Here is a 24,813-nt window from a genome sequence, read left to right as displayed (position 1 = left end):
TTCAGCTCTCGTCGGTCTTCTTCGGCTTCTCGGCGGGGGTGTCCTCCGAAGCGGGCTTCTCCGGCGCCTCGGCCGCCACCGTGGCGTGCTCGGGCTCCTCCGTGACCTCAGGCTCGCCCGATGCCGATGCCGATGCCGAAGCCGAAGGCGCAACCCCAGCCTCCGAAGTCTCCGAAGCCGGAACCTCCGGAACAGCGTCCTTGCTCACCAGGGTCTCCGGCGCCTCCCGCGGCCCCCGCTTGCCCGCGACCACGAAGTACGCCGCCGCGCCGAGGAACAGCAGGATCGACGTCCAGACGTTCACCCGCAGCCCGAGGATGTGGTTCGCCGTGTCGGTCCGCATCATCTCGATCCAGCCGCGGCCCACCGTGTACCCGGCCACGTACAGCGCGAACGCCCGCCCGTGCCCCAGCTTGAAGCGACGGTCCGCCCACACCACCAGCAGCGCGACCAGCAGGTTCCAGATCAGCTCGTACAGGAACGTCGGGTGCACCGGGCTCTCCGGCAGCGGGATGTGCCCGGTCGCGACGCCGTTCAGCAGGTTGTCCGGGTCCTCCGGGTTGAAGCGCTGGTAGACCTCCAGGCCCCACGGCAGGTCCGTGTGCGCGCCGTACAGCTCCTGGTTGAAGTAGTTGCCGATGCGCCCGATGGCCTGCGCGACGACGATGCCCGGCGCCACCGCGTCCGCCATGGCCGGCAGCGGGATGCCCTTGCGGCGGCAGGCGATGAGCGCACCCACCGCGCCGAGGGCGATTGCGCCCCAGATGCCCAGGCCGCCGTCCCAGATCGCGAACGCGTTCCACGGGTTGCGGCCCTCGGTGAAGTACAGCTCCGGGTCGGTGATCACGTGGTACAACCGGCCGCCGACCAGGCCGAACGGCACCGCGAACACCGCGACGTCGATCACCGTGCCCTTGGTGCCGCCGCGGGCCACCCAGCGGCGCTCGCCCCACCAGATCGCCACGATGATGCCGGCGATGATGCACAGGGCGTACGCGCGGAGCGGGATCGGTCCCAGGTGCCAGACACCGCGGTCGGGGCTGGGGATCGTCGCGAGGTAGGCGCTCATCACGCGGCCACCGTAGCGCTAAGGCGCCGGAGCATCCAAGGCGGCCAGGTACCCCGCCACCAGCGCGTGCGCGACCTGGGTGACGGCTTGGTCACGCGGCAGGAACCGCTCGTCGTGCAGGCTCGGCACCCCCGCCGTGTCGCCGAGGCCGACGAACATCATCAGCCCGCGGGTCGCGCCGCCGCAGTAGTGGGCGAAGTCGTCGGCGCCGAAGGACCGGAACTGGTCGTCGACGGTGAAGCCGGCGTGCCGCAGCCACCGCTGGGCACCCGACGCCAGCGCGGCGTCGTTGTCCAGCACCGGCTCGCACGGGCTGATCTCCAGCTCCGCGGTGCAGCCGTAGGCCCGCGCGGTGCCGTGCACGATGTCGGCCAGGGTCTCCAGGGCGCGCTCACGGTCCTTCGTGCGCATCAGGCGCAGTGAACCGAACGCGCTCGCGCTGTTCGGGACGACGTTGGCCGCCGCGCCGCCCTGGATGCGGCCGATCGAGCAGACCGCGCCGAACACCGGGTCGATCCGGCGGGACGCGATCTGCTGCAGGCTCACCACCAGCTGCGACAACGCCAGGATCGGGTCGCGCAGCAGCTGCGGGTAGCCGGCGTGGCCGCCCTGGCCGTGCATGGTGACCTCGAACTCGTCGGTGGAGGCGTTCACCGGGCCCGGCACCGCCGAGACGACGCCGTGCGCGATCCGCGGCTGGACGTGCGCGCCGATCACCGTGTCCACCCCGTGCTCGGCCAGCACCCCGGACTCGACGACGTCGAGCGCGCCGGGCGGGGAGGTCTCCTCCCGCGGCTGCAGCAGCGCCAGGATCGGCCGCGGCACGCCGACGCGCCGCGCGGCCCGGCAGACGGCGACCACCGCGGCGAGGTGGACGTCGTGGCCGCAGGCGTGCATGAACTCGTTCCCGGACGCCCACGGCACGCCGGTGCCCTCCAGCACCGGGAGGGCGTCGAGCTCGGCCCGCAGCGCCACGGCCGGGCCGTCCCCACCGGGCAGCGGGATGGCCCGGCCGGTCTTGGCGACGCGGGTGCCGTCACCCGCACCGAGCGCGCCGGCCACCAGGCGGGCGGTGTCCTCCTCGTCGCCGGAACCACGCGGGTCGGCGTGCACGGCGTGCCGCAGCTCGACGGCGGCGGGCAGTTCGTCGGCGATCGCCTGCGTCCACCGGGTCCACAGATCAGTCACACGTGCTCCAAGCGGTAGATCCTCTTCGCGTTCTCGTGTCCCACCAAAGCACACAGCCGGACGGCGTCCTTTTCGGACATCGCGTCGGCCGCCAGAGCGGCACGCAGGAAGTCCGACAGTCCCTGCCGGAACAGGGCCGTGCCCAGGTGGTACAGCTCGGCCAGGCCGAAGGCGTCGGTGGAGAAGAGCACCTTCCCGAACGGCGCGAGCTCCAGGAGCTCGGCCAGCACGGCCGGGGCCCGGAACCCCGCGTTGTGCGTGATGAGCCCGGCGTCGACGAACACGTGCTCGAAGACCTGCGCCAGATACGCGGCATGGCGGTGGAACGGGTAGTTGTGCAGCAGCAGGATGGGCACGCCGAGGTCGCGCGTGGCCCGCAGCAGCCCGGTGAGCAGCAGCGGGTCGCAGCGGTGCAGGTCGACGTCGGCGTCGCCGTAGCCGACGTGGAACTGCACCGGCAGGCCCAGGTCGAGGCCGGTGAACACGAGGTGGCGGTGCAGCACCTCGTCGGCCAGCCGGCCGCCACCCGCGGCCAGCCAGCGCCCGGCGGCGGCTTCGACCTCCGACGGCGTCGGCCGCTCTCCCGCCAGCTCCAGGCCGACGCGGTAGGCCGCGATCGACTTGAGCCCGACGGCGGTGGCGGCGCGTTTCCCCAGTTCGTCGGCGAAAGCCGCGGCGAACCCGGCCGCGGTGGTTCCGCGGATCACCGCCTCGGCCACCTGTTCCAGCCGGACGACGTCGTGCGCGCGCGTGCCCGCGAGCTCGGCGAATTCCGGCGTGGTGGTGAGCGCGTCCGGCAGGAAGCCGCCGTCGAGGAGGAAGTCGGTCGTGCCGGCGGCCCGGAGGAACCGCCGGGCCACCTCGGCGGCGCCCAGTGCGGCGCGGCGCTCGAGGTAGGTGTCGGCGTCCGCGTGTTTCGGCAGGTCGAGCACGGGGGCGCAGCGTTCGCGCACGGCCAGCCCGATGAGCGAGTCGAACAGGCTCGTACCCAGCGGCGAGGGCGCGTCGGCCTCGGTCAGCATCGCCTCGAACTCCCCGCGGGCGACGTCCCGGGTGACGACGCCGTGGCAGTGGTGGTCCACCACCGGGAGGTCCGCGACGAACGGGAGCAAGCTCCTCATGCGCCTCCGTTCACACTCGTCAGCCTCTCCCCCACCCTACGAGCGAACCGCGGCGCGGACAGGACGGCGAGCACCGCGAGCACCAGCACCGCCGCGGCCACCACCGGGAACCAGCGCGCCGGGCCTTCGGTCGGGTACGGCACGACGTTGACGTACACGGTGTATCCGAGCACGGCGAGCGCGCCGATCGGGAAGACGAGGTGCCAGGCCGGCACGCGCATCCGGCGTTTCACGAACAGCAGCAGGATCGCGCCGATCGTGGTGAGCAGGTAGATGACCAGCAGGACGAGCGTCCCGATCGAGCCGGACCAGGCGAACGTGTCCGAGGCCGTCGCGCCGAAGAAGACCGCGCACACCACGATGATCAGCGCCGCCATGGCGGTCACGGCCGTCACCGCGGCCACCGGCGTGCCCCGCGAGGACGTCCGGCCGAGGCCGCCACCCGCGTCGCGGCCCAGGGCGTAGAGCAGCCGCGAACCGCCGACCACGCAGGCGAGGCAGCAGCCGAACGCGCTGATCGCGGCGCCGACGCTGATCACGTCGCCTGCCCAGGCGCCCGCGTACCGGCTGCCGAGGTCGCCGAGCAGGGACGGCGAGTCGTGGAACGCGCCCGCGTCGCTGCCGAACGCCATCATCTCCACGGCCGTGACCACCACGAAGTAGAGGCCGCCGAAGATCGCCGTGCCGAGGATGGCGCGCGGGATGTTGCGCTCCGGGTCGTGGGTTTCCTCGCCGAGCGTCGCGGCGGCTTCGAACCCGGCGAAGGACAGGAAGCCGAACACCGCGCCGAGGAACACCCCGGACAGGCCGGTCCCCGGGACGAAGACGGCCATCGAGAACCGGGCGCCGCCGGGGGCGTTCCCGGCCAGGAGCCGGACCAGGATGACGACGGTGACCAGCAGGATCACCGCGATCGTCGCGCCTTCGACGGCGAGCAGGGTGCTCGTGCCGCGGCGGGCGGGCAGCACGGCCAGCAGCCAGGCGCCGATCAGCGCGACGGCCGTCAGCACGAACGGGCCCCAGGACGGCGGATCCGGCCAGATCCCGGTCTGGGTCAGGAAAGCCGTGCCCAGCGTGCCCGCGGCCGAGCTCGTGACGACGGCGTAGAACGTGTACGTCCCGAGAAGACCGATGCCGGAGACGACACCCGCGCGCGGGCCGAGGGTCGCGCCGACGAAGGCGTACACCGAACCGGCGTGCTGGTAGTACTGGCAGAGCTTGACGAAGCCGTACGCGACCAGCAGGACGCCGACCGCGGAGAGCAGGAAGGCGAGCGGCACGGCACGCCCGGCGGCCGCCGCGGTCTGCTGGGGGTTGATGTTGGCGGCCATGCTCGGGGCCATCAGCGCCACGGACAGGCCGACCGCCTGCCAGACGGTCAGGGAGCGGCGCAGCCCTGGACGGGTTTCGACGGTGTCTGACACGATCTTCACCTCTCTTCTCAGGTGAGCGGATCCAGTGAACAGCGACGGGGGCAGGATGAGCCAGCTCGATCGGGCAGAACTCGCGCAACAGGGCGCACTCCGGGCCGACGGCCTGCGCGCCGCCGGCGTGGAGCTGGTCGCGCTGACCTTCGTGGACAACAGCGGGATCGCGCGGGTGAAGGCCGTGCCGGTCGACCGGCTGTGGTCGGCAGCGGCGTGGGGCGTCGGCGCGTCGAACTCCTTCGACTTCTTCCTCGCCACCGACGACATCGCGGCCGGCACGCATTCGCGCGGCCCGGTCGGCGACCTGCGGCTGCACCCGGACCTCGACGCGCTCGTGCCGCTGGCGGCGCAGCCGGGCTGGGCGTGGGCGCCGGCGTGGCGGTACGACCAGGAAGGCGAGCCGCACCCGCAGGACGCGCGGGCGCTGGCCGCCGCCGCGACGGCCCGGCTCGCGGACCTGGGCTACAACGCGCGGACGGCGTTCGAGATCGAGTGGGTGGTCACGGCGGCCGACGCGCCGGACGACCCGCGCTCGGCCACCGCGGGCCCGGCCTACGGCTACGCGCGGCTGTCCTCGCAGGCGCGCTACCTGCGGGCATTGGTGTCCGCGTTGACCGCCCAGGGGGTCGCGGTGGAACAGATCCACCCCGAGTACGCGGCCGGGCAGTTCGAGGTGTCGGTGGCGGCCGGCGACCCGGTGCGCGCGGCCGACGTCGCCGTGCTGACGCGCGAAACGATCCGGACGGTCAGCGAGCACCACGGGCTGCGGGCGTCGTTCACGCCGAAGTTCGCCCCGGACGGCGTCGGCAACGGCGGGCACGTCCACGTGAGCCTCTGGGACGGCGACCGCAACCTCTGCGCGGGCGGCGACCGGCGGTTCGGCCTCACGGAGACGGCGGAGGCGTTCGGCGCGGGCATCCTCTCGCGGCTGCCGGCGCTGCTGGCGATCGGCGCGCCCTCGGTGGTCAGCTATCTGCGGCTCCAACCGCACCACTGGGCGGGGGTGTTCCACGCGTGGGGGCTGGAGAACCGCGAGGCACCGCTGCGGCTGGTGCAGGGCCCGGCCGGGCAGCGCGACCGGGCGGCGAACTTCGAGGTCAAGTGCTTCGACCTGACGGCGAACCCGTACCTGCTGGTGGCGGCGCTGATCTTCGCGGGGCTGGCCGGGGTTTCGGAGGAGGCGACGCTGCCGGAGCCGGTCGACGTCGACCCCGGAACGCTCCCGGGGGCGTCCCGGCTGCCGACCTCGCTGGCCGAAGCGGTGACGGCGTTCGAAGCGGACTCGGCGCTGACGTCGGCGTTCGGCCCCGAGCTGGCGACGACCCTGATGGACGTCCGCCGCGGCGAGCTCGACCGGCTCGGCGCGCTGCCGCCGGACGAGCTGTGCGCCGTGATGCGGTACCTACACTAGCGCTTTCGCGACCTCGCTCCGGAGCTGCGGGAGCTTGGCGTAGAGCTTGTCGCCCGGGCATTCGGTGTTGTAGAAGTCGCGGTGGCCCTTGATCTCCTCGACCGGGATGCCGTACTGGCGGCAGATGTAGGCGCAGAAGACGACGAGCGATTCCCACTGCGGCCGGGGTGGTTCGACGCTGGTGTAGAGGCCTTCGTTTTCGATGCCGATGGCGTTGGTGTTCTGCCCCGGGCAGTGCGCGCCCTGGATCATGGTGGTCCGGCCGCGCAGGGCGTCGAGGCTGCCGTGCCGCCCTTCGAGCCGGTACCCGCCGCGGCTGACGGTGAAGTGCTGGCCGGTGTCGGACCAGCCGTTGTTGTCGATGTGGTCGTGCTGGTCGTCGCGCGCGACCTGGAAGGCGTGGGCGAGGGAGTAGTCGGTGCTGTTGGCGCTGGCGATGTGGTGGATGAGAATCCGGTTGGCGGGGTGGTCGAGCGTGGTGAGCGCATCGGCGGGCGGCCGGGCGCCCCATTCGGCACAGCTGTAGATCCGCGGCTCGGTCACGGCCTGGGCGGCTCTCGGGAGTACGAGCCCGGCGGCGCCGGCGACGGCGAGACCGGCGGCACCGCGGAGGAAGCTGCGCCGCGGGAGGTGTGCGATGTCCATGGGGCGGACTTTGCCGCGGGGGCGTACAGCTTTCGTACAAACGCCGGTCAGGTGAGGCGGATTGTGGCGGTGAAGGGGCGGGTGAGCTCGATATCCGTTTCGCCGCTCTTGGCGATGGGCTGGTACTCGCCGTCGTGGAGTTCGAAGAGGGTGGCCGCGATGGGCTCGCCGGGCTCGACCAGGAGGTGGTACGGGATCAGGGCCTCGGCGTAGACGGCTCGCTTGAGGACCCGGTCCTGGATTTTGGTCGACGGGGAGACGATTTCCGCGGCCAGCAGGACATCGCTCGCCGCGTAGGCCACGGTGTCGATGCCGGGGCAGTTGAGAATCACCAGGTCGGGGATCAGCAGCCGTTGTGTGCCGATGCGCACGTTCACGCCGGGCAGCAGCTCGGTGCCGCCCGGCAGCGCGGACGCGAAGGCGGACTGGAGCTTGCCGAGAAGCCGCTGGTGCTCCGGTCCCGGCCATGGGCTGACGAGGAGCATCCCGTCGACGAGTTCGACCCGCTGCAGCGAGGTTTGGTCCTCGGGCAAACCGAGAACCTCGTCGATCCTCCAGCCGTCCGGGCGCGGAGGAATGGCAGCACTCCCGGTCAAGCGGTGGCAACCGCCCGGCGCACGCCATCGGCCAGCTCGGCGGACAGCGCGCGGACCCCCGACGGCCCCTCGGCCGCCGCCGTGACCAGAGCCGATCCGACGATCACCGCGTCCGCGAACGAGGCCACCTCGGCCGCCTGCTCACCCGACCGCACACCCAAGCCGACGCCGATCGGCAGCGACGTGTGCGCCCGGGTGCGGCGGACCAGCGTCTCCGCTCCCGCGCCGACCTGGTCACGCGCGCCCGTCACGCCCATCACCGCGGTCGCGTAGATGAACCCCGACGACGCGGCCGCCGTCAAAGCCAGCCGCTCCTCCGACGACGACGGGGCCACCAGGAAGATCCGGTCGAGGCCGTGGGTCTCCGACGCGGAAAGCCACGCCCCGGCTTCGTCCGGGATCAGGTCCGGCGTGATCAGGCCGAGCCCGCCCGCCGACGCGAGGTCGCGGGCGAAGCGGTCGACGCCGTAGCGGTTGACCGGGTTCCAGTACGTCATCACGACCGCGCGACCACCCCGGGCCGACACCGACTCGACCACCTCGAACAGGTGCTTGAGGCGGAAGCCGTTGTCCAGCGCCGTCACCGACGCCGCCTGGATGGTCGGGCCGTCCATCACCGGGTCCGAATACGGGACGCCGACCTCGATCAGGTCCGCGCCGCCGTCGACGCAGGCCGCGATCAGGTCCTTCGATCCCTCGACCGTGGGGAACCCGGCCGGCAGGTAGCCGATCAGCGCGCCGCGGCCCTCCGCGCGGGTCGTCGCGAAGAGGTCGTCGAGCCCGCTCATTCGTTCACCAGTCCGAACCACTTGGCCGCCGTGTCCATGTCCTTGTCGCCGCGGCCGGAGAGGTTCACGACGATGAGGCCCGAAGGACCCAGCTCGCGGCCCAGCACCAGCGCGCCGGCCAGCGCGTGCGCCGACTCGATCGCCGGGATGATGCCCTCGGTGCGGGACAGCAGCTTGAACGCCTCCATCGCCTCGGCGTCGGTGACCGGGCGGTACTCGGCGCGGCCGGTGTCCTTGAGCCACGCGTGCTCGGGGCCGACACCCGGGTAGTCGAGCCCGGCCGAGATCGAGTGCGACTCGACCGTCTGGCCGTCCTCGTCCTGCAGCAGGTACGTCATCGCGCCGTGCAGGTTGCCCGGGGTGCCCTTGGTCAGCGTGGCGCCGTGGCGGTGGCCCTCGATGCCCTCGCCGCCCGGCTCCAGGCCGACCAGCCGCACCGACGGATCGTCGTAGAAGCCCGAGAAGATGCCGATCGCGTTCGACCCGCCGCCGACGCACGCCGCGACGACGTCCGGCAGGCGCCCGGCCTGCTCGAGGATCTGCGAGCGGGCCTCTTCCCCGATGACGTGGTGGAAGTTGCGCACCATCGTCGGGAACGGCGCCGGCCCGGCGGCCGTGCCGAACAGGTAGTGCGTCGTGTCGGCGTTGGTGACCCAGTCGCGCAGCGCCTCGTTGATCGCGTCCTTCAGCGTCCGCGAGCCGGTCTTGACCGGGATCACCTCGGCGCCGAGCAGCCGCATCCGGGCCACGTTCAGCGCCTGGCGCTCGGTGTCGACCTCGCCCATGTAGACGACGCAGTCGAGGTCGAGCAGCGCGCACGCGGTGGCCGTCGCGACGCCGTGCTGGCCCGCGCCGGTTTCGGCGATGACGCGCTTCTTGCCCATCCGCTTGGTGAGCAGCGCCTGGCCCAGCACGTTGTTGATCTTGTGGGAGCCGGTGTGGTTCAGGTCCTCGCGCTTGAGGAACACGCGCGCGCCACCGGCGTGCTCGCCGAAGCGCTTGGCCTCGGTCAGCAGCGACGGACGGCCGGCGTACTCGCGCAGCAGGCGGTTGAACTCGTTCAGGAACTCGGGGTCGTGGCGGGCCTTGTCGTACTCGGTGGCGACCTCGTCGACGACGCCGATCAGCGCCTCCGGCATGAACCGCCCGCCGTACGGGCCGTAGTAGCCGCGCTCGTCCGGGTCGTGCTTGTCGCGCTCCTGGGTCATCGCGACGGCCTCGGGCAGGCGGGGTGGGAGCCGGCGGTGACCAGCTTGACCAGGGCGCCCTTCGGGTCGCCGGAGGCGACCAGGCCCTCGCCGACGAGCACCGCGTCGGCGCCGTGGCCGGCGTAGGACATCAGGTCGCCCGGGCCGCGGACGCCGGACTCGGCGACCTTGTAGACGTCCATCGGCAGGCCGGGGGCCAGCCGCGAGAAGACGTCCCGGTCCACCTCGAGGGTGTGCAGGTTGCGCGCGTTGACGCCGATGACCTTCGCGCCCGCCTCGAGGGCCCGGTCGGCCTCCTCGGCGTTGTGGATCTCCACCAGCGCGGTCATGCCGAGCGATTCGACGCGGTCGAGCAGCGCGACGAGCGCGTTCTGCTCCAGGGCGGCGACGATCAGCAGCACCATGTCGGCGCCGTGCAGGCGGGCCTCGTGCACCTGGTAGGGGCTGACGATGAAGTCCTTGCGCAGGATGGGGATGTCCACCGCCGCGCGGACCGCGTCCAGGTCGGCCAGCGAGCCGCCGAAGCGGCGCTGCTCGGTGAGCACGCTGATCACGCGCGCGCCGCCGGCTTCGTAGTCCTTCGCCAGCGCGGCCGGGTCGGGGATGTCGGCCAGCTCGCCCTTCGAGGGGCTGCGCCGCTTGACTTCGGCGATCACGCCGATGCCGGACTCGCGCAGGGCGGCCATCACGTCTCGCGGAGCCGGGGCGGCGGCCGCGCGGATCTTCAGCTCGTCGAACGGCAGCGCGGATTCCCGCACGGCGAGATCTTCCCGCACGCCGGCGACGATGTCTTCGAGCACGCTCACCGGGCGCCCCCACCAGGGCGCGTGCTCACGGATTCACTCGCAAGGTCGCTCACAAAAACCTTCCCCTTCCCGCCGAAACGATGCTAACCCCCGCATCCGAGACGCCCGGTTCCGGGTGTGCGCGTTACTCCGAATGCCTGCCGCGGACGTCCGTGGGATCTTCCCCGTCGGACAGGGCTTCCCACAGCTCCGCGTCGGGGTCACGGACCTTTTTCCGGGTGGCGGGTGCCGAGTACTTCGCCCCGAGCCGGGTGGCCCGGCCGGCGCCCTTGACGGCTGCCAACCCGCCGGCGGCGACGAGAATTCCCGCGACCACGGCGAGGCCGCGGCCCAGCAGCATCTCCGTCACCGGCAGCCCGGCCGCGAAGCCGGAGAACCGGATCCCGGCCACGCCGGTCCAGATCGCCGCGGCGCCCGCCAGCGCGAGCACCACGCCGAGCACCCGCCGCGCCCAGCCGCCCGTGGCCACCAGCCCGGCGATGCCGGCCAGGGCCAGCAGGGCCAGCGGCACGAGCGCGCCCGCCCGCTGCTCGCCGATTTCGCGGTACAGGACCGTCCCGCGCACGCCGCCGTCGCGGAACTCGGCGAACCAGGTCAGCCGTGACGCACCCCACAGGGCCAGCGCGCCCAGCAGGAGCGCCACCACGATCATCCACAGTGGACGCCTCGACGCCGTCGCCGTCGCCGGAGCGACCGGGGAGGCGGCGCGCGGCGCGTCCGGCGTGTCAGACATGGGCGGCGTCCGCGGCCGGGTCGAGGGCCCCCGCCGCCACCATCGTCTGCGCGGCGGCCACGGCCGAGAGCACGGTGCGGGCCTTGTTCAGCGACTCGGTGTCCTCGTAGTCCGGCACCGAGTCGGCGACCACCCCGCCCCCGGCCTGGACGTGCGCGATGCCGTCCTTCACCAGTGCCGTGCGGATCGCGATCGCGGTGTCGGCGTCGCCGGCGAAGTCGAGGTAGCCGACGACCCCGCCGTACAGCGCGCGGCGGACCGGCTCGAGCTCCTCGATCAGCTCCATCGCGCGGACCTTGGGCGCGCCGGAGAGCGTCCCGGCCGGGAAGCACGCCGTGACCGCGTCGAACGCCGTCTTGCCCTCGGCCAGCTCGCCGGTGACGGTGGACACGATGTGCATGACGTGGCTGTACCGCTCGATCTGGAAGAAGTCGACCACGCGCACGGTGCCCGGCTTGCAGACCTTGCCGAGGTCGTTGCGGCCGAGGTCGACGAGCATCAGGTGCTCGGCGCGCTCCTTCTCGTCGGCCAGCAGGTCCTTGGCCAGCTGCGCGTCCTCTTCGGGGTCGGCGCCCCGCCAGCGGGTGCCCGCGATCGGGTGCGTGGTCGCCTTGCCGTCCCGCACGGTGACCAGGGATTCGGGGCTCGAGCCGACGATGTCGAAGCCCTCGAGCCGTAGCAGGTACATGTACGGGCTCGGGTTCGACGTCCGGAGCACGCGGTAGATGTCGAGCGCGTCGGCCGCGGTCGGGATCTCGAACCGCTGCGACGGCACGATCTGGAACGCTTCGCCGGCCTTGATCGCCTCGACGGCCTTCTCCACGGCCGTGTGGAAGTCTTCCTTGGAGCGCTTGCGGGTGAATTCCGGCGCGGGCCGCTCGAACGCCGCGACGGTGGCGGGCGCGGCCACCTGCAGCTGCTCGGTCATCGCGCTCAGCCGGGCGACGGCGTCGTCGTAGGCCGCGTCCACGCGCTCGGGCGAGTCGTCCCAGTTGACGGCGTTCGCGATGAGCGTGACCGTGCCCTCGTGGTGGTCGAACGCGGCCAGGTCGGTGGCCAGGAGCATGGTCAGCTCGGGGACGTCGAGGTCGCGTTCGGCCAGCTCCGGCAGCTTTTCCAGCCAGCGAACGGCGTCGTAGCCGATGTAGCCGACCATGCCGCCGGTCAGCGGCGGCATGCCGGGCAGTGGCTCGGTGTGCAGGGCCTCGATCGTCTCGCGCAGCACGGTCAGCGGGTTGCCCTCGCTCGGCAGCCCGACCGGCGGGGTGCCGGTCCAGACCGCTTCGCCGTCGCGCACGGTGAGCGCGGCCGGGCTGCGGACGCCGATGAACGACCAGCGGGTCCAGGACGCGCCGTTTTCGGCGGACTCGAAGAGGAAGGTGCCGGGCCGGTCGGCGGCGAGCTTGCGGTACACCCCGATCGGCGTCTCGCCGTCGGCGAGGACCCGGCGCACGACCGGGATCACGCGGCGGTTCTCGGCGAGGACGCGGAAGTCCTCGCGGGACGGGCTGACCGTGCCGGGACCGGTCGAACCGGCGGATGCGCTGACCATGCACCTCATTGTGCCGTTCCGGCCGACCGCCCGGTGGCGCGGGCGATCGGCCGGGACGGCTACAGGTCGATGACCACCGCCCGCCGGACCTCCCCAACCGGAAAACTCACCCCGATCGGCACCCGCGTCGTGAGTGGTAAGGCGGGTTAGAACCCGCCTTACCACTCACGAGGGTCCAGGGGGCAGTGCGGCCGCGGACTCGCGCTACAGCTCGATGACCACCTTGCCGTGCACGTGCCGACCGGCCTGGAGCTCCACCGCACGACGGATTTCGCCGATCGGGAAGCTCGCCGCGATCGGCACGCGCACCCGGCCGGCCGCGACCCAGCGGGCGATCTCGTCCAGTGCGCCGGGCGCCGCGTTCGCGCCGTTGGCCGCGGCCACGCCGTCGACCTGCGCGGCGATCGTGCCGATCCGGGCGTCCGGGACGCCGAGTTCGCGGGCGGCGTGCACGGTGTCCGTCCCGTGCAGGTCGAGGGCGGCGGTGACCCCGCCGGGCGCGAGGGCGCGGACCCGGGCGGCCAGGCCGTCGCCGTAGGTGACCGGCTCGGCTCCGAGCTCACGCAGGAAGCCGGCCGAGCCCGCCGAGCCCGTGCCGAGCACGCGCGCTCCCGCGATCCGGGCGAGCTGGACGGCGAACACCCCGACCCCGCCCGCCGCGCCGCCGATCAGCACGGTGTCGCCCGGCCCCGGATCGACGACGGCGAGGGCGGCGGCGGCCGTGCGGCCGGCGATCGCCAGGGTGGCGGCGGTGCGGTCGTCGACGCCGCCGGGGGTGTGGTGGACCTCGTTCGCCGCGGCTTCCCCGGCCGCGTCGACCACCACGAAGTCGGCCACCGCGCGCGAGAGGGCGCTCCCGAACACCCGGTCTCCGGGCGCGAAACCGGTCACTCCCGGGCCGACCTCGTCGATCACCCCCGCGTAGTCCGTGCCGAACCCGGCGGGAAGGCTCAAGCCGAACCGCGCGGCGGTGTCCGCGTCGGCCGTCATGATCCAGTCCATCGGGTTCAGCCCGGCCGCGGTGACCCGCACCCGGACCTGTCCGGCGCCGGCCTGCGGAACGGGCACCTCCCGCACGGCCAGGACCTCGGGACCGCCGAACGCGTCGAGCCGGACCGCCTTGCCCATGCCTGTCTCCTTCAGCCGAGGACCGCAACGAAACGGACTATGCTCCGTTTCCATGGACGACCATAACACAAGCGGAGCGCGATCCGTTTCGGCCGACCCGGACAGCCGCGCGGCGCGGGCGGACGCGGCCCGCAACCGCGACCAGCTCCTCGCGGTGGCGACCCGGCTGTTCGCCTCGGGGGACACCGAACCGTCCCTGCGCGCGATCGCCCGCGAGGCCCGGGTCGGCATCGCCACGCTCTACCGGCACTTCCCGACCCGCGAGTCGCTGGTCGACGCGGTCTACCGCGACCAGGTCGCCCGGCTGACCACCGGCGCGCACGACCTGCTCGACCGGCTGCCCCCGGCCGCGGCGATGCGACGCTGGATGGACCTGTTCGGGGACTGGATCGCCACCAAGAACGGGATGCTCGACACGCTGCTCGCGATGATCGAGGCGGGCGAGATCGCCCACGCCCGGACCCGCACCGAGCTCCTGGCGGCCATCACCGCGATCCTCGACGCCGGCCACGCGGCGGGGGAACTCCGCGCCGACGTCGGCGCCGAGGACATCGCCGCCGCGCTCATCGGCATCTTCACCGTGGCGCCCCGGCCGCGGCACGAAGCCAAGGCCGGCCGCCTGCTGGACCTGCTGATGGACGGCCTCCGGCTCACCGGGCCCTAATTCAATGATTGTTGAATTCCACCGCGCGGTGCGTCATGATGGAGCCGTGAGCACCACCGAGAACACCGAGCCTACGGCCCGCCGCCGCGGGCGACGGCCGGCCGGCCAGGACACCCGCACGGCGCTGATCGACGCCGCGCGGGCCGTGTTCGCCGAAACGGGCTACGACGGCGCGACCGTCCGCGCGATCGCCACCCGCGCCGGCGTCGACGCGGCGATGGTCAACCACTGGTTCGGCAGCAAGGAAGGCCTGTTCGCCCAGGCGGTCCTCGAGCTGCCGTTCGACCCGATGGAACTGCAAAAAGCCCTGCGCCAGGGCCCCGACGACGAGCTGGCCGAGCGGATCGTCCGCACCTTCGTCACCCGCTGGGACACCGCGGGCGGCGGCCAGTTCGTGGCGCTCATCCGCAGCATCACCGGCCACGAGCAGGCCGGCCACGTGCTGCGCGACTTCTTCCAGCGGTTCTTCAGCGCGGTGATCACCTCGATCGGCGCGGACCGCACCGCGCTGCGGATGAACCTGTGCGCGACCCAGATGGTGGGCCTGGGCATGGTCCGGTACGTGGCGAAGTTCGAGCCGCTCGCCACCGAGGAGGTCGAGGTCCTGGTGCGGGCGATCGCGCCGAACCTGCAGCGCTACCTGACCGGCGACATCGGCTGAACCCGCGGGCCGGGGCCCCAAGGCACCGCGGCGCGTCATCGGCGGGACCGGCGGAACCCGCTGGCCGCCCGAGGCGTCTTCGCCGCGGCCGGAACCGCGTACGGCCCGGGCCGGCGCGGCCCCTGCGGGAAGAGGACGACCATCTCCCGGCCCCAGCCGCCGACCCACGCGAGCCGGTCGGTGAAGTCGGCGAGGGCGTTCGCACCGTGCGTCGACGGCACCGCGCGCAGCACGATCCCGGTGCCGTCCCGGTAGCGGACGTGCAGGGTCGGCGGCAGCCGCTTCCGGCGGGTGGCGGACCGGTCGGGCACGACGTCGACGGTGGCGACCCGCCACCCGGTGGCCGCGACCGCCCGGGCCCGGCGCCGCCACCCGAGCGCGGCCCCGGCCGCCACCGGTGCTCCGGCGAGGCCGAGCAGGACGGCGAAGAGGCAGAGGAAGAAGACGACCTGGTTCTCGTTCTCCTCTTCGGTGGTCCGCACGCGCGCCGGATCGGCCGGGTCCACGACAACGGTGACCGCCTCGCCGGCCTGGTAGCGGCGCCCCGAGTCGCGGACGATCTTCACGGTCCGGCCGCCGAAGCGCACCTGCATCGACGGCGTGCCCTTGGCGGGGGTGTCCACGGACACCACCACGCCGGGCACCCGGTGACCGGTCGCGAGGAGCTCGTCGGCGGCCGCGTCGAGCAGGCTCATCCCGGCGAGCCCGCTCGCGAACAGCGCGACCCAGACCAGGATCAGCGCGGCGGCGCGGCCGGTGATCCGCCGCAGCCGTCCGGTTTCGGCATCGAAGTCGATGCGGCGGTCGTGGTCTTCGGCGGTGGCCGCGGGAAGCCAGCTCCCGAAGCCGTTTTCGCGCGCGGTGGCGCGGATCCGGCCGGTGGTCTTCCGCAGGCACCGGCCGCCCAGGGCCAGGCAGGCGAGGGAGACGGCAAAAACGACGCTCAGGCCGATGACGTCCCCCCGGTCGAAAACGGGATCCGCGGCGGAGAGCCGGTAAACCGCCACGGCCACCCCGAAGAAGACGAAAACGACCATCCCGACGGCCGTCACGGCCAGCCACCCCGCCCGCCGCCGGGTGAGGCCGCGGAGGGGATCGTCGAGCACCATCAGCCGAGCTTAGGACCGTGGCGACCGGACGCCCGCGCCCGGCGGACAAGCGCTCATCACCCGGATGCCGGACGCAATGGCCATTTCTCGCATTTCGTGGACACCATTCGCACATTCGGGGAATCGACGGTATTCGTATTATCGACTCATGAAGCCAACGTCTTCGGGACCCGCCGCAAGAACTCTCGCCGCTTCACTGCGCGAAGAACGCGAAACGATGAAAGTCGGTCTTCGCGCTCTCGCCGATGAACTGGGGATCCTGCCGCAGCTGCTGTCGGCATGGGAAAAGGGGCATCGCCTGCCGAGCGTGGAGGATGTGTCGGCGATCCTGGCGCTGCTCGGCATCCGAGGGGAGAAACGCGACCGGATCCGGACGCTCGCCCGGCACGCCCGCGAGCCCAACTGGCTGGCGTCGAGCAACGCCGACATCTCCCACGCCCTCACGGCACTGCTGGCCTTCGAAAGCACCGCGACCAAGATCACCGCCTGGTCTCCCCTGCTCATTCCCGGGCTGCTGCAGACCCCGGACTACATCCGGTCGATCATGGAGGCCTCTTCGGTCGCGGTCGAGGAAGCCGACAAGCGGCTGCAGACCAGGCTCAAGCGCCAACGGGTACTCACCCGGCGGGACCCGGTCGTGTTTCGCGCCCTGGTCGGCGAATGGGCGCTGCGGGAAACGGTCGGCACTCCGGAGATCATGTCCGACCAAATCGATCATCTGCTCGAAATATCGCAGCGGACCAACGTTTCGGTGCGCGTGGTGCCCTCGGGAATCGGCTACCACATCGGCCTGCTCGGACCATTCGAAATCTACGAGTTTCCCGGCACGCCCCCGATCACCTTCGTCGAGCATGTCCACTCAAGTGCATTCCTCCACGAAGAAACACAAACCCATGCCCACCAGCGGGTGGTTAAGATGCTCGGTGAGCAGGCGTTGAGCGAAGCCGCCTCCCGGGAGCTGCTCGAGGAGGTGGCACACTAGCGGAGGCGACCACATGGCTGTTTGGCGGAAGTCCTCTCACAGCGGGGAGAACTACAGCTGCGTGGAGGTGGCGTTGGGGCCGGTCGTGGGCGTGCGGGACACCAAGGCCCGCCAGTCCGGTCACCTGACCGTCTCCGCCCGGGCCTGGCGCGCCGCCCTCGAGCGGCTGCGCTGACCTACCGCGCCAGCAGCAGCGCGATCAGCGCCAGCGCGCCCGGGACCACCTGCACGAACAGGATCCGCTTGCTGGCCGTCGCGGCGCCGTACAGCCCCGCGATGATCACGCAAACCAGACCGTACAGCTGCAGTTGGAACTCGCCGGCGATGAGCCCCCAGATCAGCGCGAGGGCCAGGAAGCCGTTGTACAGCCCCTGGTTCGCGGCGAGCGTCTTGGTCTGCTCCGCGAACTCCTTCGTCGTGCCGAAGCCCGCCCGAGCGCGCGGCGAGGTCCAGAGGAACATCTCGAGCACGAGGATGTAGAGGTGGATCAGGGCGACGAGCCCGACCAGGATGTCGGCGACGATGGTCACGCGAGCTCTTTCTCATCGGCCAGGAGGAGGCGTTCCTCGGTGTCGAAGCAGGTGTGCGTGCCGGTGTGACAGGCCGGGCCGGTCTGGTCGACGCGCAGCAGGACCGTATCGCCGTCGCAGTCGATCCGCACTTCGCGAACGTGCTGGTAGTGGCCGGACGTCTCGCCCTTGACCCACAGCTTCTGCCGGCTGCGCGACCAGTACGTCCCGCGGCGGGTGGCCAGCGTCGCGGCGAGGGCGTCGTCGTTCATCCAGGCCATCATCAGCACGTCCGAAGTGGCGTGCTCGACGACGACCGCGGCGATCAGGCCGTCGGCATTGCGCTTGAGGCGCGCCGAGACGGCCGCGTCCATGGTCATGCGTTGGCTCCCAGGATGTGCCGCTTGAGCGGCATCGAGTTCAGCAGGACGAAGGCGTAGCCGTACCCGGCGAAGGAGAGGCCGGAGAACAGCTTGTTGAACCACAGCTCGGCGCCGAGCAGCAGGAACGCGTGCAGCAGCGCGAAGAGGACGGCGACGACCAGGCCGCCGATCCGCGCGCTGCCCATCTTCAGCACGAGCCCGGTGGTGACCACGCCGCCGAGGAGCAGCGCGAGCGCGGGCATCCGGTAGATGGCCAGGCCGGCCCCGGCGCTCAGCACCGGGATCAGGTCGAGCAGCGCCCACGCGACGGGCAGCCCGACCAGCAGGCCGGCCGTCACTTTCACCTCTACGGGTGCCTGCCAGGACTTCACCGGACTTCGACCCCGCCTTCGCGCAGGGCGTCCTTGACGTCGCCGATCTTCAGCTGTCCGAAGTGGAACACGCTGGCGGCGAGCACGGCGTCGGCCCCGGTCCGCACCGCGGGCAGGAAGTGCTCGACGGCACCGGCCCCGCCGCTGGCGATCACCGGGACGCGCACGGCCTTGCGCACCAGTTCGAGGAGTTCGAGGTCGAAGCCGGTCTTCGTGCCGTCGGCGTCCATGGAGTTCAGCAGGATCTCGCCGACCCCCAGTTCCTCGCCGCGGGCGGCCCACTCGACGGCGTCGATGCCGGTCCCCCGGCGGCCGCCGTGGGTGGTGACCTCGAAGCCGGAGGCGGTCGGCTCGCCGCCCTCGGGCACGCGCCGGGCGTCGACGGACAGCACGATGCACTGGGCGCCGAACCGCCTCGACGCCTCGCTGAGGAACTCGGGCCGCGCGATGGCGGCCGTGTTGATGCTCACCTTGTCGGCCCCGGTCCGCAGCAGCCGGTTGACGTCGTCGTTGCTGCGGACGCCACCGCCGACGGTGAGCGGGATGAAGACCTGCTCGGCGGTCCGGCGGACGACGTCGTACGTCGTTTCGCGGTCGCCGGAAGAGGCCGTGACGTCGAGGAAGGTGAGCTCGTCGGCGCCCTCGGCGTCGTAGCGCCGGGCCAGCTCGACGGGGTCACCGGCGTCGCGGAGGCCGGCGAAGTTGACACCCTTCACGACCCGGCCCGCGTCGACGTCGAGACAGGGGATCACCCGCACCGCGACAGACATGCCCACCAGCGTAGTCAAGAGGGTCCGGACCTCTGCGGATGGCACGCGCCGTTCACGTCCCGGCCACCCGATTCGTCTATTTTCCGCCCGTGCGCAGACTCCTCCCGGTGGCCGTGGCCGCCGTCTCCGTCCTGACCGCCGTCCCCGCTTCGGCCGCTCCCCGCGACCCGGCGCCCGTCCTCCAGACCCGGGCCTTCGTCGACGACGACGGCGCCTCCCCCGCCAACGCCGACGCCGACGACCCCGCCATCTGGGTGCACCCGGGCGACCCGGACCGCAGCGTCGTCCTCGGCACCCTCAAGGAGGGCGGGCTCGCCGCGTTCGACCTGGGCGCGCGGACCCTGCAGCTGGTGCCGGCGGGGCCGGGCGGTCGGTTCAACAACGTCGACGTCGTCGGGGACCTGGCCGTGGTCAGCGACCGGGGCCGGGACCGCGTCCGCGTCTACCGGATCGACCCCGCGGGCGCGGCGGCCGGGGCGCACGTGCTGCGTGACGTCACCGACCCCGCCGCCGCGCCGGTGTTCTCGGCGTCGGAGTCCGAAGTGGACGAGCAGCGGACCGCCTACGGCCTGGCCGCGGGCCGGGACCCGCGCACCGGCGTCCGGTGGGTGGCGGTGACCCGGCGGCACGAGACGCGGGTGGCGCTGCTGCGGCTCGTCGACCGGCCGGACGGGACCGTCGGGACCGCGCCGATCGCCACCGTGGACCTGCCGTCGCGGTTCCGCCTGCCGGACGGCTCGAGCTGGTCGCCGTGCGAGGAGCCCGGCGAGCGGCCGCAGCTGGAAGGCTCGGTGTTCGACGGGCGCGTGCTCTACACCGCCCAGGAGGACGTCGGGATCTGGCGGATCCCGCTGACTTCGACCGGCTTCGGGCGGCCCGAACTGATCGACCGCGTGCGCTCGTTCGGCGTCCCCTCGCGCTGGGACGCGGCTTCGGAGGAGTGCGTCCCGGACGGCGCCGACCCCGGCTTCGGCGGCCGGTGGCTGACGGCCGACGCGGAGGGCCTGGCGGTGGCGAACGGCACGCTGTTCGCCTCCAGCCAGGGCGACTCGCGGTTCGTCGTGTACGGCAAGCACGTCCGTGACCTGCGGATCGTCGCGGGCCGCGGCACGGATTCGGTCGAGCACTCCGACGGCTCGGCGATCAGCACCGCGTCCCTGGGCCGCCGCTTCCCGCACGGCCTCCTGGTGGTGCACGACGGCGAGCGCCGTCCCGCGGCCGGCGACCTCCCGACCACCGGCTTCGCCTTCGTCCGGCTGGAGGACGTCCTCGGGCGGTGAAAAAGTTCCGTCCGCCGTGCAGCGGCACGGCCCCCTCACGCGTCCACAGTGGTGACGAGAGGACGCGTGTGACCTTCGAAGAGTTCGTGGCGGAGCGGCTGGACGGGCTGCTCCGCTACGCCACCGTCCTGACGAACGACCCGCACCTGGCCCAGGACGTCGTCCAGGACGTGCTCCTGCGCGCCCAGCTGCGGTGGGACGGCATCGCCGCACCCTCGACCTACGTGCGGCGGATGATCACCAACGAGTACCTCTCGTGGCGGCGGCGCGCGGTGCGGCGGATGGTGGCCAGCAGCCACGACGTCCTCGACGCGCTCGGCCCGCCCGAACCCGACCCGTCGGCCGCCTACGACGAGCGGGACGCCATGCTCGGCCTGCTCGCCACGCTGCCCCGCAAGCAGCGCGCGGCTGTCGTGCTGCGGTACTACGAGAACTACACCGACACCGAGATCGCCGCGGTCCTGCGGTGCGGCGCGTCCACCGTGCGCAGCCAGATCTCGCGTGCACTGGCCACCCTGCGCGAAGCCGGGTTGAAGCACACCGCCGTCACCACCGGAGCCTCCGAATGACCCGCAGCGAGTCCGAGACCGAGACGCTGATCCGGGACAGCCTGGACCGCCTCGCCGCCCGCGCCCCCGAGGGCCACGCGGTGCGCGACGCGCTCGCCCGCGCCGGGCGGGAGCGCCGTCCGGCGACCCGGCTGGCCCTGGTCGCCGCCGCGGTGGTCCTGGTGGTCGTCGGCGCCTTCTCCGGTATCCAGCTGCTGACCAGGACGGACCTGGCGCCGGCCGCGGGCCGCCCGGTGCTCGCCTACGGCACGGAGTGGCTGCCGGACGGCTTCACCGAGCAGTACCGCGAAGGCGGGCCCGGGACCACCCCGCAGGTCCGGCGGTGGCTCGACGGCCCCGCGTCGATCACGCTGCAGGCGTACTCCACCGCCGACCCGGAGTGGTCGCAGACCGCGCTGAAGATCGCGTCGATCAAGGACCAGGCGCTGGTGCACGGCCGGGTCGCCATGCTCACCGGCTCCGGCGAGGCCGCGCAGCTGACCTGGCTGGCCGACGACCGGCACGTCCTGGTCGTGTCCGTCGCCGGGCTCCCGGACGCCCGCACGGTCGCCCAGCGGATCGCCGACTCGGTCACCACCGAGCCGGTCGGCGTCCGCGGCGAGCTGCGGTTCGGCGCCCTGCCGCCGGGGCTGGCCGAACGGTCGACCGTGGTGCGGGGCTCCGGTCCCGGCGACGCCGGTACCGAGCTGACCGCGGCCGACCCGGCCCGGCCGTCGATCGCCGTGGTGCGGGCCGTCGTCGGCCCCGGTGCTCCCGGTGTGCCGGGTGCCGAGCCGGTGCCCGTCCGCGGCGGCGAAGGGTTCTTCGCGGCGCCGGCGGCGGGGCGGGACGCGATGGTCTTCGTCCGGCTGCCGTCGGGGCGCTGGCTGACGGTGTCGGGGACCCGGCCGGAGGCCGAGCTGATCGCCGTCGCGAACGGCGTCCAGCTCGACCCGGCGCCCGACTACCGCTGGCTCGGGACTACCAGTTGATCATCGGGAACCAGATGTACCCGAGCCTGCCCAGCACGCGGACGTCCCAGTAGAGCAGCGTGAACGTGCCGCCGACGAGCAGGGCCGCGCCGGTCACCGTGGCGATCCGGGCCGGTTTCGCGGCCAGCCAGCGCTGCACGCGCCCGCCCGTGGCGTAGGTCAGGGTCAGGAACAGCACCGCCATGACGACGATGTTGCCGAGCGACTGCAGCGCGAACGCGGCGGCGCCGTAGAGCACGTTGTGCTGCTCGGCGGCGTCGCGGAACATGATCCGGAACAGCGGGTACGGCCGTCCGATGAGGAACCCGCCGATGAGCGCGCCCATCAGCACCAGCGGCGCGGCGGGGTGGCGGCGGGTGAAGCTTGCGAACGGGTTCCGGAAGATGCCGAGGGCGATCAGGCCCATCAGCAGGAAGACCAGGCCGACGACGCCGAAGGCGATCATGGACTGGATGCTGCGCGGGGAGAGCCCGATGGTCTTCGCGGTGTCGAACTGCGGCATCCGCGTGCCGACGAGCGCGACGATGACGCCGTAGACGACCGACACGGTGAGCATGCCGGCCGCGATCCAGCCGAGCGGCTTGAGCGCGCTGCGCTTTGCGTTCGCTTGCTCGCCCACCAGCGGCGCGACGGCGCCGAAAGCGGCGATGTTGCAGGCGGTGAAGGAGCCTGCGAGGCCCGAGACGAACGCGAAGAGGGTCCCGGCGAGGACCCCGCTGATCGGGGTGGCTTTGGCGTCGTGGCCGAGGAGCCCGTTGGCGACGCTGTCCCCGATCACGGAGTCGACGAACGGTGCCGACCAGATCGCGGTCAGCACGAAACCCGCCACGACCGCGGCCACCGCGATGGCCGCCCGGCGCGCGGGGTACGGCCCGGCGCCGAAGAAATTTGCTCGAGGATGAACCGGTACCTGCTGTCCGACCGCCATCTACGCCCTCCAGTGTGCGGGGAATCCAGCCGGTAAAGCGTTGCAGGTGCAGGCGTTGAAACGCTTCGGCCGGGCGTGTGGGGTTTCGGCGCCAAAAGGCGTAAGCAGTCCCGGGCCGGGGTTACGGTGGAACATGACTTTTCCCGGCAGCGCCGCCTGGCGGCACGAAGACGCCCGCACCGGTTTCGAGGTGACCCGCTTCCGCCGCCACGACGGCGGCTGGCTGGTCGAAGGCGCCACGACCGCGGTCGAGGACGGCGCCGCGTGGGCGGTGCGGTACTCCCTCACGGTAAGTCCACAATGGACATTGCGCTCGGCGCGGATCGGCGGTCTCGGAGGCCCGGATCTGACGGTCGAAGCGGACGGCCGCGGGCACTGGCGGCTCGACGGGGTGCCCGCGCCGCACCTGGACGGCTGCCTCGACCTCGACCTGGAGGCGTCCGCGATGACGAACACCTTCCCGGTGCACCGGCTCGCCCTGGCGGACGGCGGCCGGGCCGAGGCGCCTGCCGCCTACGTCCGGGCGGCCGATCTCGGCGTCGACCGGCTCGAGCAGACCTACGAGCGCCTGGGCCCGGGCCGGTACGGCTACGCGGCACCGGCGTTCGGCTTCGCCTGCGTCCTCGAATACGACGACACGGGCCTGATCACCCGCTACCCCGGCATCGCCGTCCGCCACCCGGCTACGGTGGGCGCATGACCTCCGAGACCGACCGCCTCGCCGCCGAGCGCTACGTCGTCCTGACCACGTTCCGGCGCGACGGGCGGGCCGTGCCGACCCCGCTCTGGGTGGCCGGCCAGGACGGCGAGCTCGTGCTGTGGTCGGAGCGGAAGGCGGGCAAGGTCAAGCGCATCCGCAACGACGGCCGCGTCGAGGTCCAGGCGTGTGACCTGCGCGGGCAGAAGACGCACGGTGCGAAGGTGTCGGGGCAGGCGCGGCTGCTGGACGCCGCCGAAACCGAGCGGGTCCGCCGGGCGATCGCCCGCAAGTACGGCGTCGTCGGGCGCGTCACGATGTTCTTCTCGAAGCTGCGCGGCCCGGCGGACCGGACCGTCGGCATCGCGGTCAAACTGGACGGCTGAAGCTGCGGAAGCCGCGCCGCAGGTAGTTCGGCAGCGCGTTCGGGTGGTCGAGGGTCGAGGTGTGCAGCCAGACGCGCCGCGTCCCCGGCAGCGCCCAGGCGTCGGCGACGACGAGGGTGAGCGCGAACCCGCCGAGACCTTTGCCGACGAACTCCGGCACCAGGCCGAACGTGGTGATCTCGACGTCACCGCCGGGCTGCGCCGCGAAATCCGCGGCGCCGGCGATTTCGCCGCGGTACTCGATCAGCCGGTATTCGCGGGGCTCGGCGAGCCAGCGCGCCCACTCACCGTCGCCGCGCGTGGCGCTCGGCCACCGGTACGGCGTCCCGATCCGGACGTGCAGCTCGCGGATCAGCGGCCCCGGCCCGGTGCTCCGCAGCGCAACGCCGTCGACGAGCGGCGCGGGGTTGAGCTGACTCGCGGCGGTCATTTCGAGCTGGGTGACGATCTCCTCCACCCGCGGCAACCTACGACGGCCGCGGGCCGCTGTCAGCCGCTTTTCGGCCTCAAGCGGCGGCGCGCAGGGCCGCGGCCATCGCGGCGGAGTCGTGGCCGGGTCCGCAGCCTTCGACCACGATGAGGTCACCGGGGATGTGGTCCGCCCGCAGCCGCAGGATCTCCCGGTAGGCGGGCGAGCCGTACCACTCGTGCGCCGCGGCGAGGCTCGGGAACTCGATGAGCACGAGCCCACCAGCCCACTCGCCCTCCTTGACCTGCACCGGCGCGCCGTGCACGAGGAACTTGCCGCCGTAGGGGTCGAGCGTCGCCTGGATGCGCTCCAGGTACTCGAAGACCTCCTCCGGCAGCACGGCGGGCGGGCGCAGGTGGGCGAGTCCGTAGGCGGTCATGGCGTTCCTTTCG

The 24,813-nt window shown here is 72.5% G+C and carries 30 protein-coding genes; 10 read left to right on the top strand and 20 right to left on the bottom strand.

The annotated features are described in order from the left end of the window. Position 1: 1 nt before the first annotated feature. The 4 genes from lgt to ACFPLC_RS26315 are packed head-to-tail and all read right to left on the bottom strand — an operon-like array spanning position 2 to position 4,802. Positions 2-1,069 (bottom strand): prolipoprotein diacylglyceryl transferase, encoded by a 1,068-nt coding sequence (lgt, locus tag ACFPLC_RS26330; protein ID WP_378198606.1) that lies wholly within the window; start codon positions 1,067-1,069, stop codon positions 2-4. 18 nt (positions 1,070-1,087) lie between these two features. Beyond that, on the bottom strand, positions 1,088-2,257 hold the full coding sequence (locus ACFPLC_RS26325) for a M20 metallopeptidase family protein (RefSeq protein WP_378198609.1): 1,170 nt from the start codon (positions 2,255-2,257) through the stop codon (positions 1,088-1,090). Further along, positions 2,254-3,378, bottom strand: a complete 1,125-nt coding sequence (locus tag ACFPLC_RS26320) for an amidohydrolase family protein (protein WP_378198612.1) — start codon at positions 3,376-3,378, stop codon at positions 2,254-2,256. The genes ACFPLC_RS26325 and ACFPLC_RS26320 overlap by 4 nt, the downstream gene beginning before the upstream one ends. Further along, positions 3,375-4,802, bottom strand: coding sequence for an APC family permease (locus tag ACFPLC_RS26315; protein ID WP_378198615.1), 1,428 nt, complete (start codon positions 4,800-4,802; stop codon positions 3,375-3,377). The genes ACFPLC_RS26320 and ACFPLC_RS26315 overlap by 4 nt, the downstream gene beginning before the upstream one ends. Before the next feature lie 55 nt (positions 4,803-4,857). Between ACFPLC_RS26315 and ACFPLC_RS26310 the strand changes: the two genes are divergently transcribed. Next, positions 4,858-6,216 carry a glutamine synthetase family protein gene (locus tag ACFPLC_RS26310; RefSeq protein ID WP_378198618.1) on the top strand — a complete coding sequence of 453 codons (1,359 nt, stop codon included), beginning with the start codon at positions 4,858-4,860 and terminating at the stop codon, positions 6,214-6,216. Here the strand turns inward: ACFPLC_RS26310 and ACFPLC_RS26305 are convergent. The 8 genes from ACFPLC_RS26305 to ACFPLC_RS26270 form a co-directional block, all read right to left on the bottom strand. Continuing rightward, entirely contained in the window at positions 6,208-6,861 is a 654-nt protein-coding gene (locus ACFPLC_RS26305) for a peptidoglycan recognition protein family protein (RefSeq protein ID WP_378198621.1), read from the bottom strand. The two genes, ACFPLC_RS26310 and ACFPLC_RS26305, sit on opposite strands and share 9 nt — an antisense overlap. 47 nt (positions 6,862-6,908) lie before the next feature. After that, on the bottom strand, positions 6,909-7,394 hold the full coding sequence (locus ACFPLC_RS26300) for a Uma2 family endonuclease (protein WP_378198624.1): 486 nt from the start codon (positions 7,392-7,394) through the stop codon (positions 6,909-6,911). 59 nt (positions 7,395-7,453) lie between these two features. Continuing rightward, positions 7,454-8,245 (bottom strand): tryptophan synthase subunit alpha, encoded by a 792-nt coding sequence (trpA, locus tag ACFPLC_RS26295; RefSeq protein ID WP_378198628.1) that lies wholly within the window; start codon positions 8,243-8,245, stop codon positions 7,454-7,456. Further along, positions 8,242-9,453, bottom strand: a complete 1,212-nt coding sequence (gene trpB, locus ACFPLC_RS26290) for a tryptophan synthase subunit beta (RefSeq protein WP_378198631.1) — start codon at positions 9,451-9,453, stop codon at positions 8,242-8,244. The genes trpA and trpB overlap by 4 nt, the downstream gene beginning before the upstream one ends. Further along, complete coding sequence (gene trpC / locus ACFPLC_RS26285) at positions 9,450-10,259, bottom strand: indole-3-glycerol phosphate synthase TrpC (protein WP_191310952.1); 810 nt, start codon at positions 10,257-10,259, stop codon at positions 9,450-9,452. The genes trpB and trpC overlap by 4 nt, the downstream gene beginning before the upstream one ends. Positions 10,260-10,383: 124 nt before the next feature. Next, positions 10,384-10,911: a Trp biosynthesis-associated membrane protein gene (locus ACFPLC_RS26280; protein WP_378198796.1), complete on the bottom strand. Its 528-nt coding sequence runs from the start codon at positions 10,909-10,911 to the stop codon at positions 10,384-10,386. A gap of 73 nt (positions 10,912-10,984) precedes the next feature. Continuing rightward, positions 10,985-12,544, bottom strand: a complete 1,560-nt coding sequence (locus ACFPLC_RS26275) for an anthranilate synthase component I (protein ID WP_378198634.1) — start codon at positions 12,542-12,544, stop codon at positions 10,985-10,987. Positions 12,545-12,748: 204 nt separating this feature from the next. Beyond that, positions 12,749-13,672 carry an NADP-dependent oxidoreductase gene (locus tag ACFPLC_RS26270; protein ID WP_378198637.1) on the bottom strand — a complete coding sequence of 308 codons (924 nt, stop codon included), beginning with the start codon at positions 13,670-13,672 and terminating at the stop codon, positions 12,749-12,751. 52 nt (positions 13,673-13,724) lie between these two features. Between ACFPLC_RS26270 and ACFPLC_RS26265 the strand changes: the two genes are divergently transcribed. Together ACFPLC_RS26265 and ACFPLC_RS26260 are read left to right on the top strand one after the other, a co-directional pair. Then, the gene (locus ACFPLC_RS26265) at positions 13,725-14,336 is read left to right on the top strand and encodes a TetR/AcrR family transcriptional regulator (protein ID WP_378198640.1); all 612 of its coding nucleotides are present in this window, start codon (positions 13,725-13,727) and stop codon (positions 14,334-14,336) included. Positions 14,337-14,382: 46 nt separating this feature from the next. Continuing rightward, positions 14,383-14,997: a TetR/AcrR family transcriptional regulator gene (locus ACFPLC_RS26260; RefSeq protein WP_378198643.1), complete on the top strand. Its 615-nt coding sequence runs from the start codon at positions 14,383-14,385 to the stop codon at positions 14,995-14,997. A 35-nt stretch (positions 14,998-15,032) separates the two neighbouring features. Here the strand turns inward: ACFPLC_RS26260 and ACFPLC_RS26255 are convergent, their stop codons facing one another. Further along, positions 15,033-16,106, bottom strand: coding sequence for a DUF3592 domain-containing protein (locus ACFPLC_RS26255; protein WP_378198646.1), 1,074 nt, complete (start codon positions 16,104-16,106; stop codon positions 15,033-15,035). 148 nt (positions 16,107-16,254) lie between these two features. On the opposite strand from ACFPLC_RS26255, the gene ACFPLC_RS26250 reads away from it, so the two are divergent. Then, positions 16,255-17,088, top strand: a complete 834-nt coding sequence (locus ACFPLC_RS26250) for a helix-turn-helix domain-containing protein (RefSeq protein WP_378198649.1) — start codon at positions 16,255-16,257, stop codon at positions 17,086-17,088. A 13-nt stretch (positions 17,089-17,101) separates the two neighbouring features. Then, positions 17,102-17,263 carry a DUF397 domain-containing protein gene (locus ACFPLC_RS26245; RefSeq protein ID WP_378198651.1) on the top strand — a complete coding sequence of 54 codons (162 nt, stop codon included), beginning with the start codon at positions 17,102-17,104 and terminating at the stop codon, positions 17,261-17,263. Position 17,264: 1 nt separating this feature from the next. On the opposite strand, the gene ACFPLC_RS26240 is transcribed toward ACFPLC_RS26245, so the two are convergent. Genes ACFPLC_RS26240 through hisF form a run of 4 tightly spaced genes read right to left on the bottom strand, consistent with a single transcriptional unit; the run spans position 17,265 to position 19,121 of the window. After that, complete coding sequence (locus ACFPLC_RS26240; RefSeq protein ID WP_191310939.1) at positions 17,265-17,618, bottom strand: DUF1304 domain-containing protein; 354 nt, start codon at positions 17,616-17,618, stop codon at positions 17,265-17,267. Next, positions 17,615-17,977: a phosphoribosyl-AMP cyclohydrolase gene (hisI, locus tag ACFPLC_RS26235; RefSeq protein ID WP_378198655.1), complete on the bottom strand. Its 363-nt coding sequence runs from the start codon at positions 17,975-17,977 to the stop codon at positions 17,615-17,617. Before hisI ends, ACFPLC_RS26240 begins: the two co-directional genes overlap by 4 nt. After that, on the bottom strand, positions 17,974-18,351 hold the full coding sequence (locus ACFPLC_RS26230) for a hypothetical protein (protein WP_378235942.1): 378 nt from the start codon (positions 18,349-18,351) through the stop codon (positions 17,974-17,976). The genes hisI and ACFPLC_RS26230 overlap by 4 nt, the downstream gene beginning before the upstream one ends. After that, positions 18,348-19,121, bottom strand: a complete 774-nt coding sequence (gene hisF / locus ACFPLC_RS26225) for an imidazole glycerol phosphate synthase subunit HisF (RefSeq protein WP_378198660.1) — start codon at positions 19,119-19,121, stop codon at positions 18,348-18,350. Before hisF ends, ACFPLC_RS26230 begins: the two co-directional genes overlap by 4 nt. 107 nt (positions 19,122-19,228) lie before the next feature. Here hisF and ACFPLC_RS26220 point away from each other — a divergent pair, with 107 nt between their 5' ends. From ACFPLC_RS26220 to ACFPLC_RS26210, 3 genes are all read left to right on the top strand, one after another. Then, a complete protein-coding gene (locus ACFPLC_RS26220) occupies positions 19,229-20,401 on the top strand; it encodes a phytase (protein ID WP_378198799.1) in 1,173 nt (390 codons plus the stop codon). A 68-nt stretch (positions 20,402-20,469) separates the two neighbouring features. Then, the gene (locus tag ACFPLC_RS26215) at positions 20,470-20,970 is read left to right on the top strand and encodes a SigE family RNA polymerase sigma factor (protein WP_378198663.1); all 501 of its coding nucleotides are present in this window, start codon (positions 20,470-20,472) and stop codon (positions 20,968-20,970) included. Next, positions 20,967-21,941, top strand: a complete 975-nt coding sequence (locus tag ACFPLC_RS26210; protein ID WP_378198666.1) for a hypothetical protein — start codon at positions 20,967-20,969, stop codon at positions 21,939-21,941. Before ACFPLC_RS26215 ends, ACFPLC_RS26210 begins: the two co-directional genes overlap by 4 nt. Here ACFPLC_RS26210 and ACFPLC_RS26205 read toward each other — a convergent pair. Further along, positions 21,931-22,869, bottom strand: a complete 939-nt coding sequence (locus ACFPLC_RS26205; RefSeq protein ID WP_378198669.1) for a hypothetical protein — start codon at positions 22,867-22,869, stop codon at positions 21,931-21,933. The genes ACFPLC_RS26210 and ACFPLC_RS26205 overlap by 11 nt on opposite strands. A 133-nt stretch (positions 22,870-23,002) precedes the next feature. Here ACFPLC_RS26205 and ACFPLC_RS26200 point away from each other — a divergent pair, with 133 nt between their 5' ends. After that, positions 23,003-23,569, top strand: coding sequence for a putative glycolipid-binding domain-containing protein (locus ACFPLC_RS26200; RefSeq protein ID WP_378198672.1), 567 nt, complete (start codon positions 23,003-23,005; stop codon positions 23,567-23,569). Next, the gene (locus ACFPLC_RS26195; RefSeq protein ID WP_378198675.1) at positions 23,566-23,952 is read left to right on the top strand and encodes a PPOX class F420-dependent oxidoreductase; all 387 of its coding nucleotides are present in this window, start codon (positions 23,566-23,568) and stop codon (positions 23,950-23,952) included. Before ACFPLC_RS26200 ends, ACFPLC_RS26195 begins: the two co-directional genes overlap by 4 nt. Here ACFPLC_RS26195 and ACFPLC_RS26190 read toward each other — a convergent pair. Together ACFPLC_RS26190 and ACFPLC_RS26185 are read right to left on the bottom strand one after the other, a co-directional pair. Further along, positions 23,936-24,409: a GNAT family N-acetyltransferase gene (locus ACFPLC_RS26190; protein WP_378198678.1), complete on the bottom strand. Its 474-nt coding sequence runs from the start codon at positions 24,407-24,409 to the stop codon at positions 23,936-23,938. The genes ACFPLC_RS26195 and ACFPLC_RS26190 overlap by 17 nt on opposite strands. Positions 24,410-24,458: 49 nt before the next feature. Next, positions 24,459-24,800, bottom strand: a complete 342-nt coding sequence (locus ACFPLC_RS26185) for a DUF1330 domain-containing protein (RefSeq protein ID WP_378198680.1) — start codon at positions 24,798-24,800, stop codon at positions 24,459-24,461. Positions 24,801-24,813 lie beyond the last annotated feature (13 nt).

The sequence above is a fragment of the Amycolatopsis plumensis genome (genome assembly GCF_042652605.1).
Lineage (GTDB): Bacteria > Actinomycetota > Actinomycetes > Mycobacteriales > Pseudonocardiaceae > Amycolatopsis > Amycolatopsis plumensis.
Note: the sequence above shows the minus strand (reverse complement) of the source record. Positions and strands in the feature narration are given on the sequence as shown.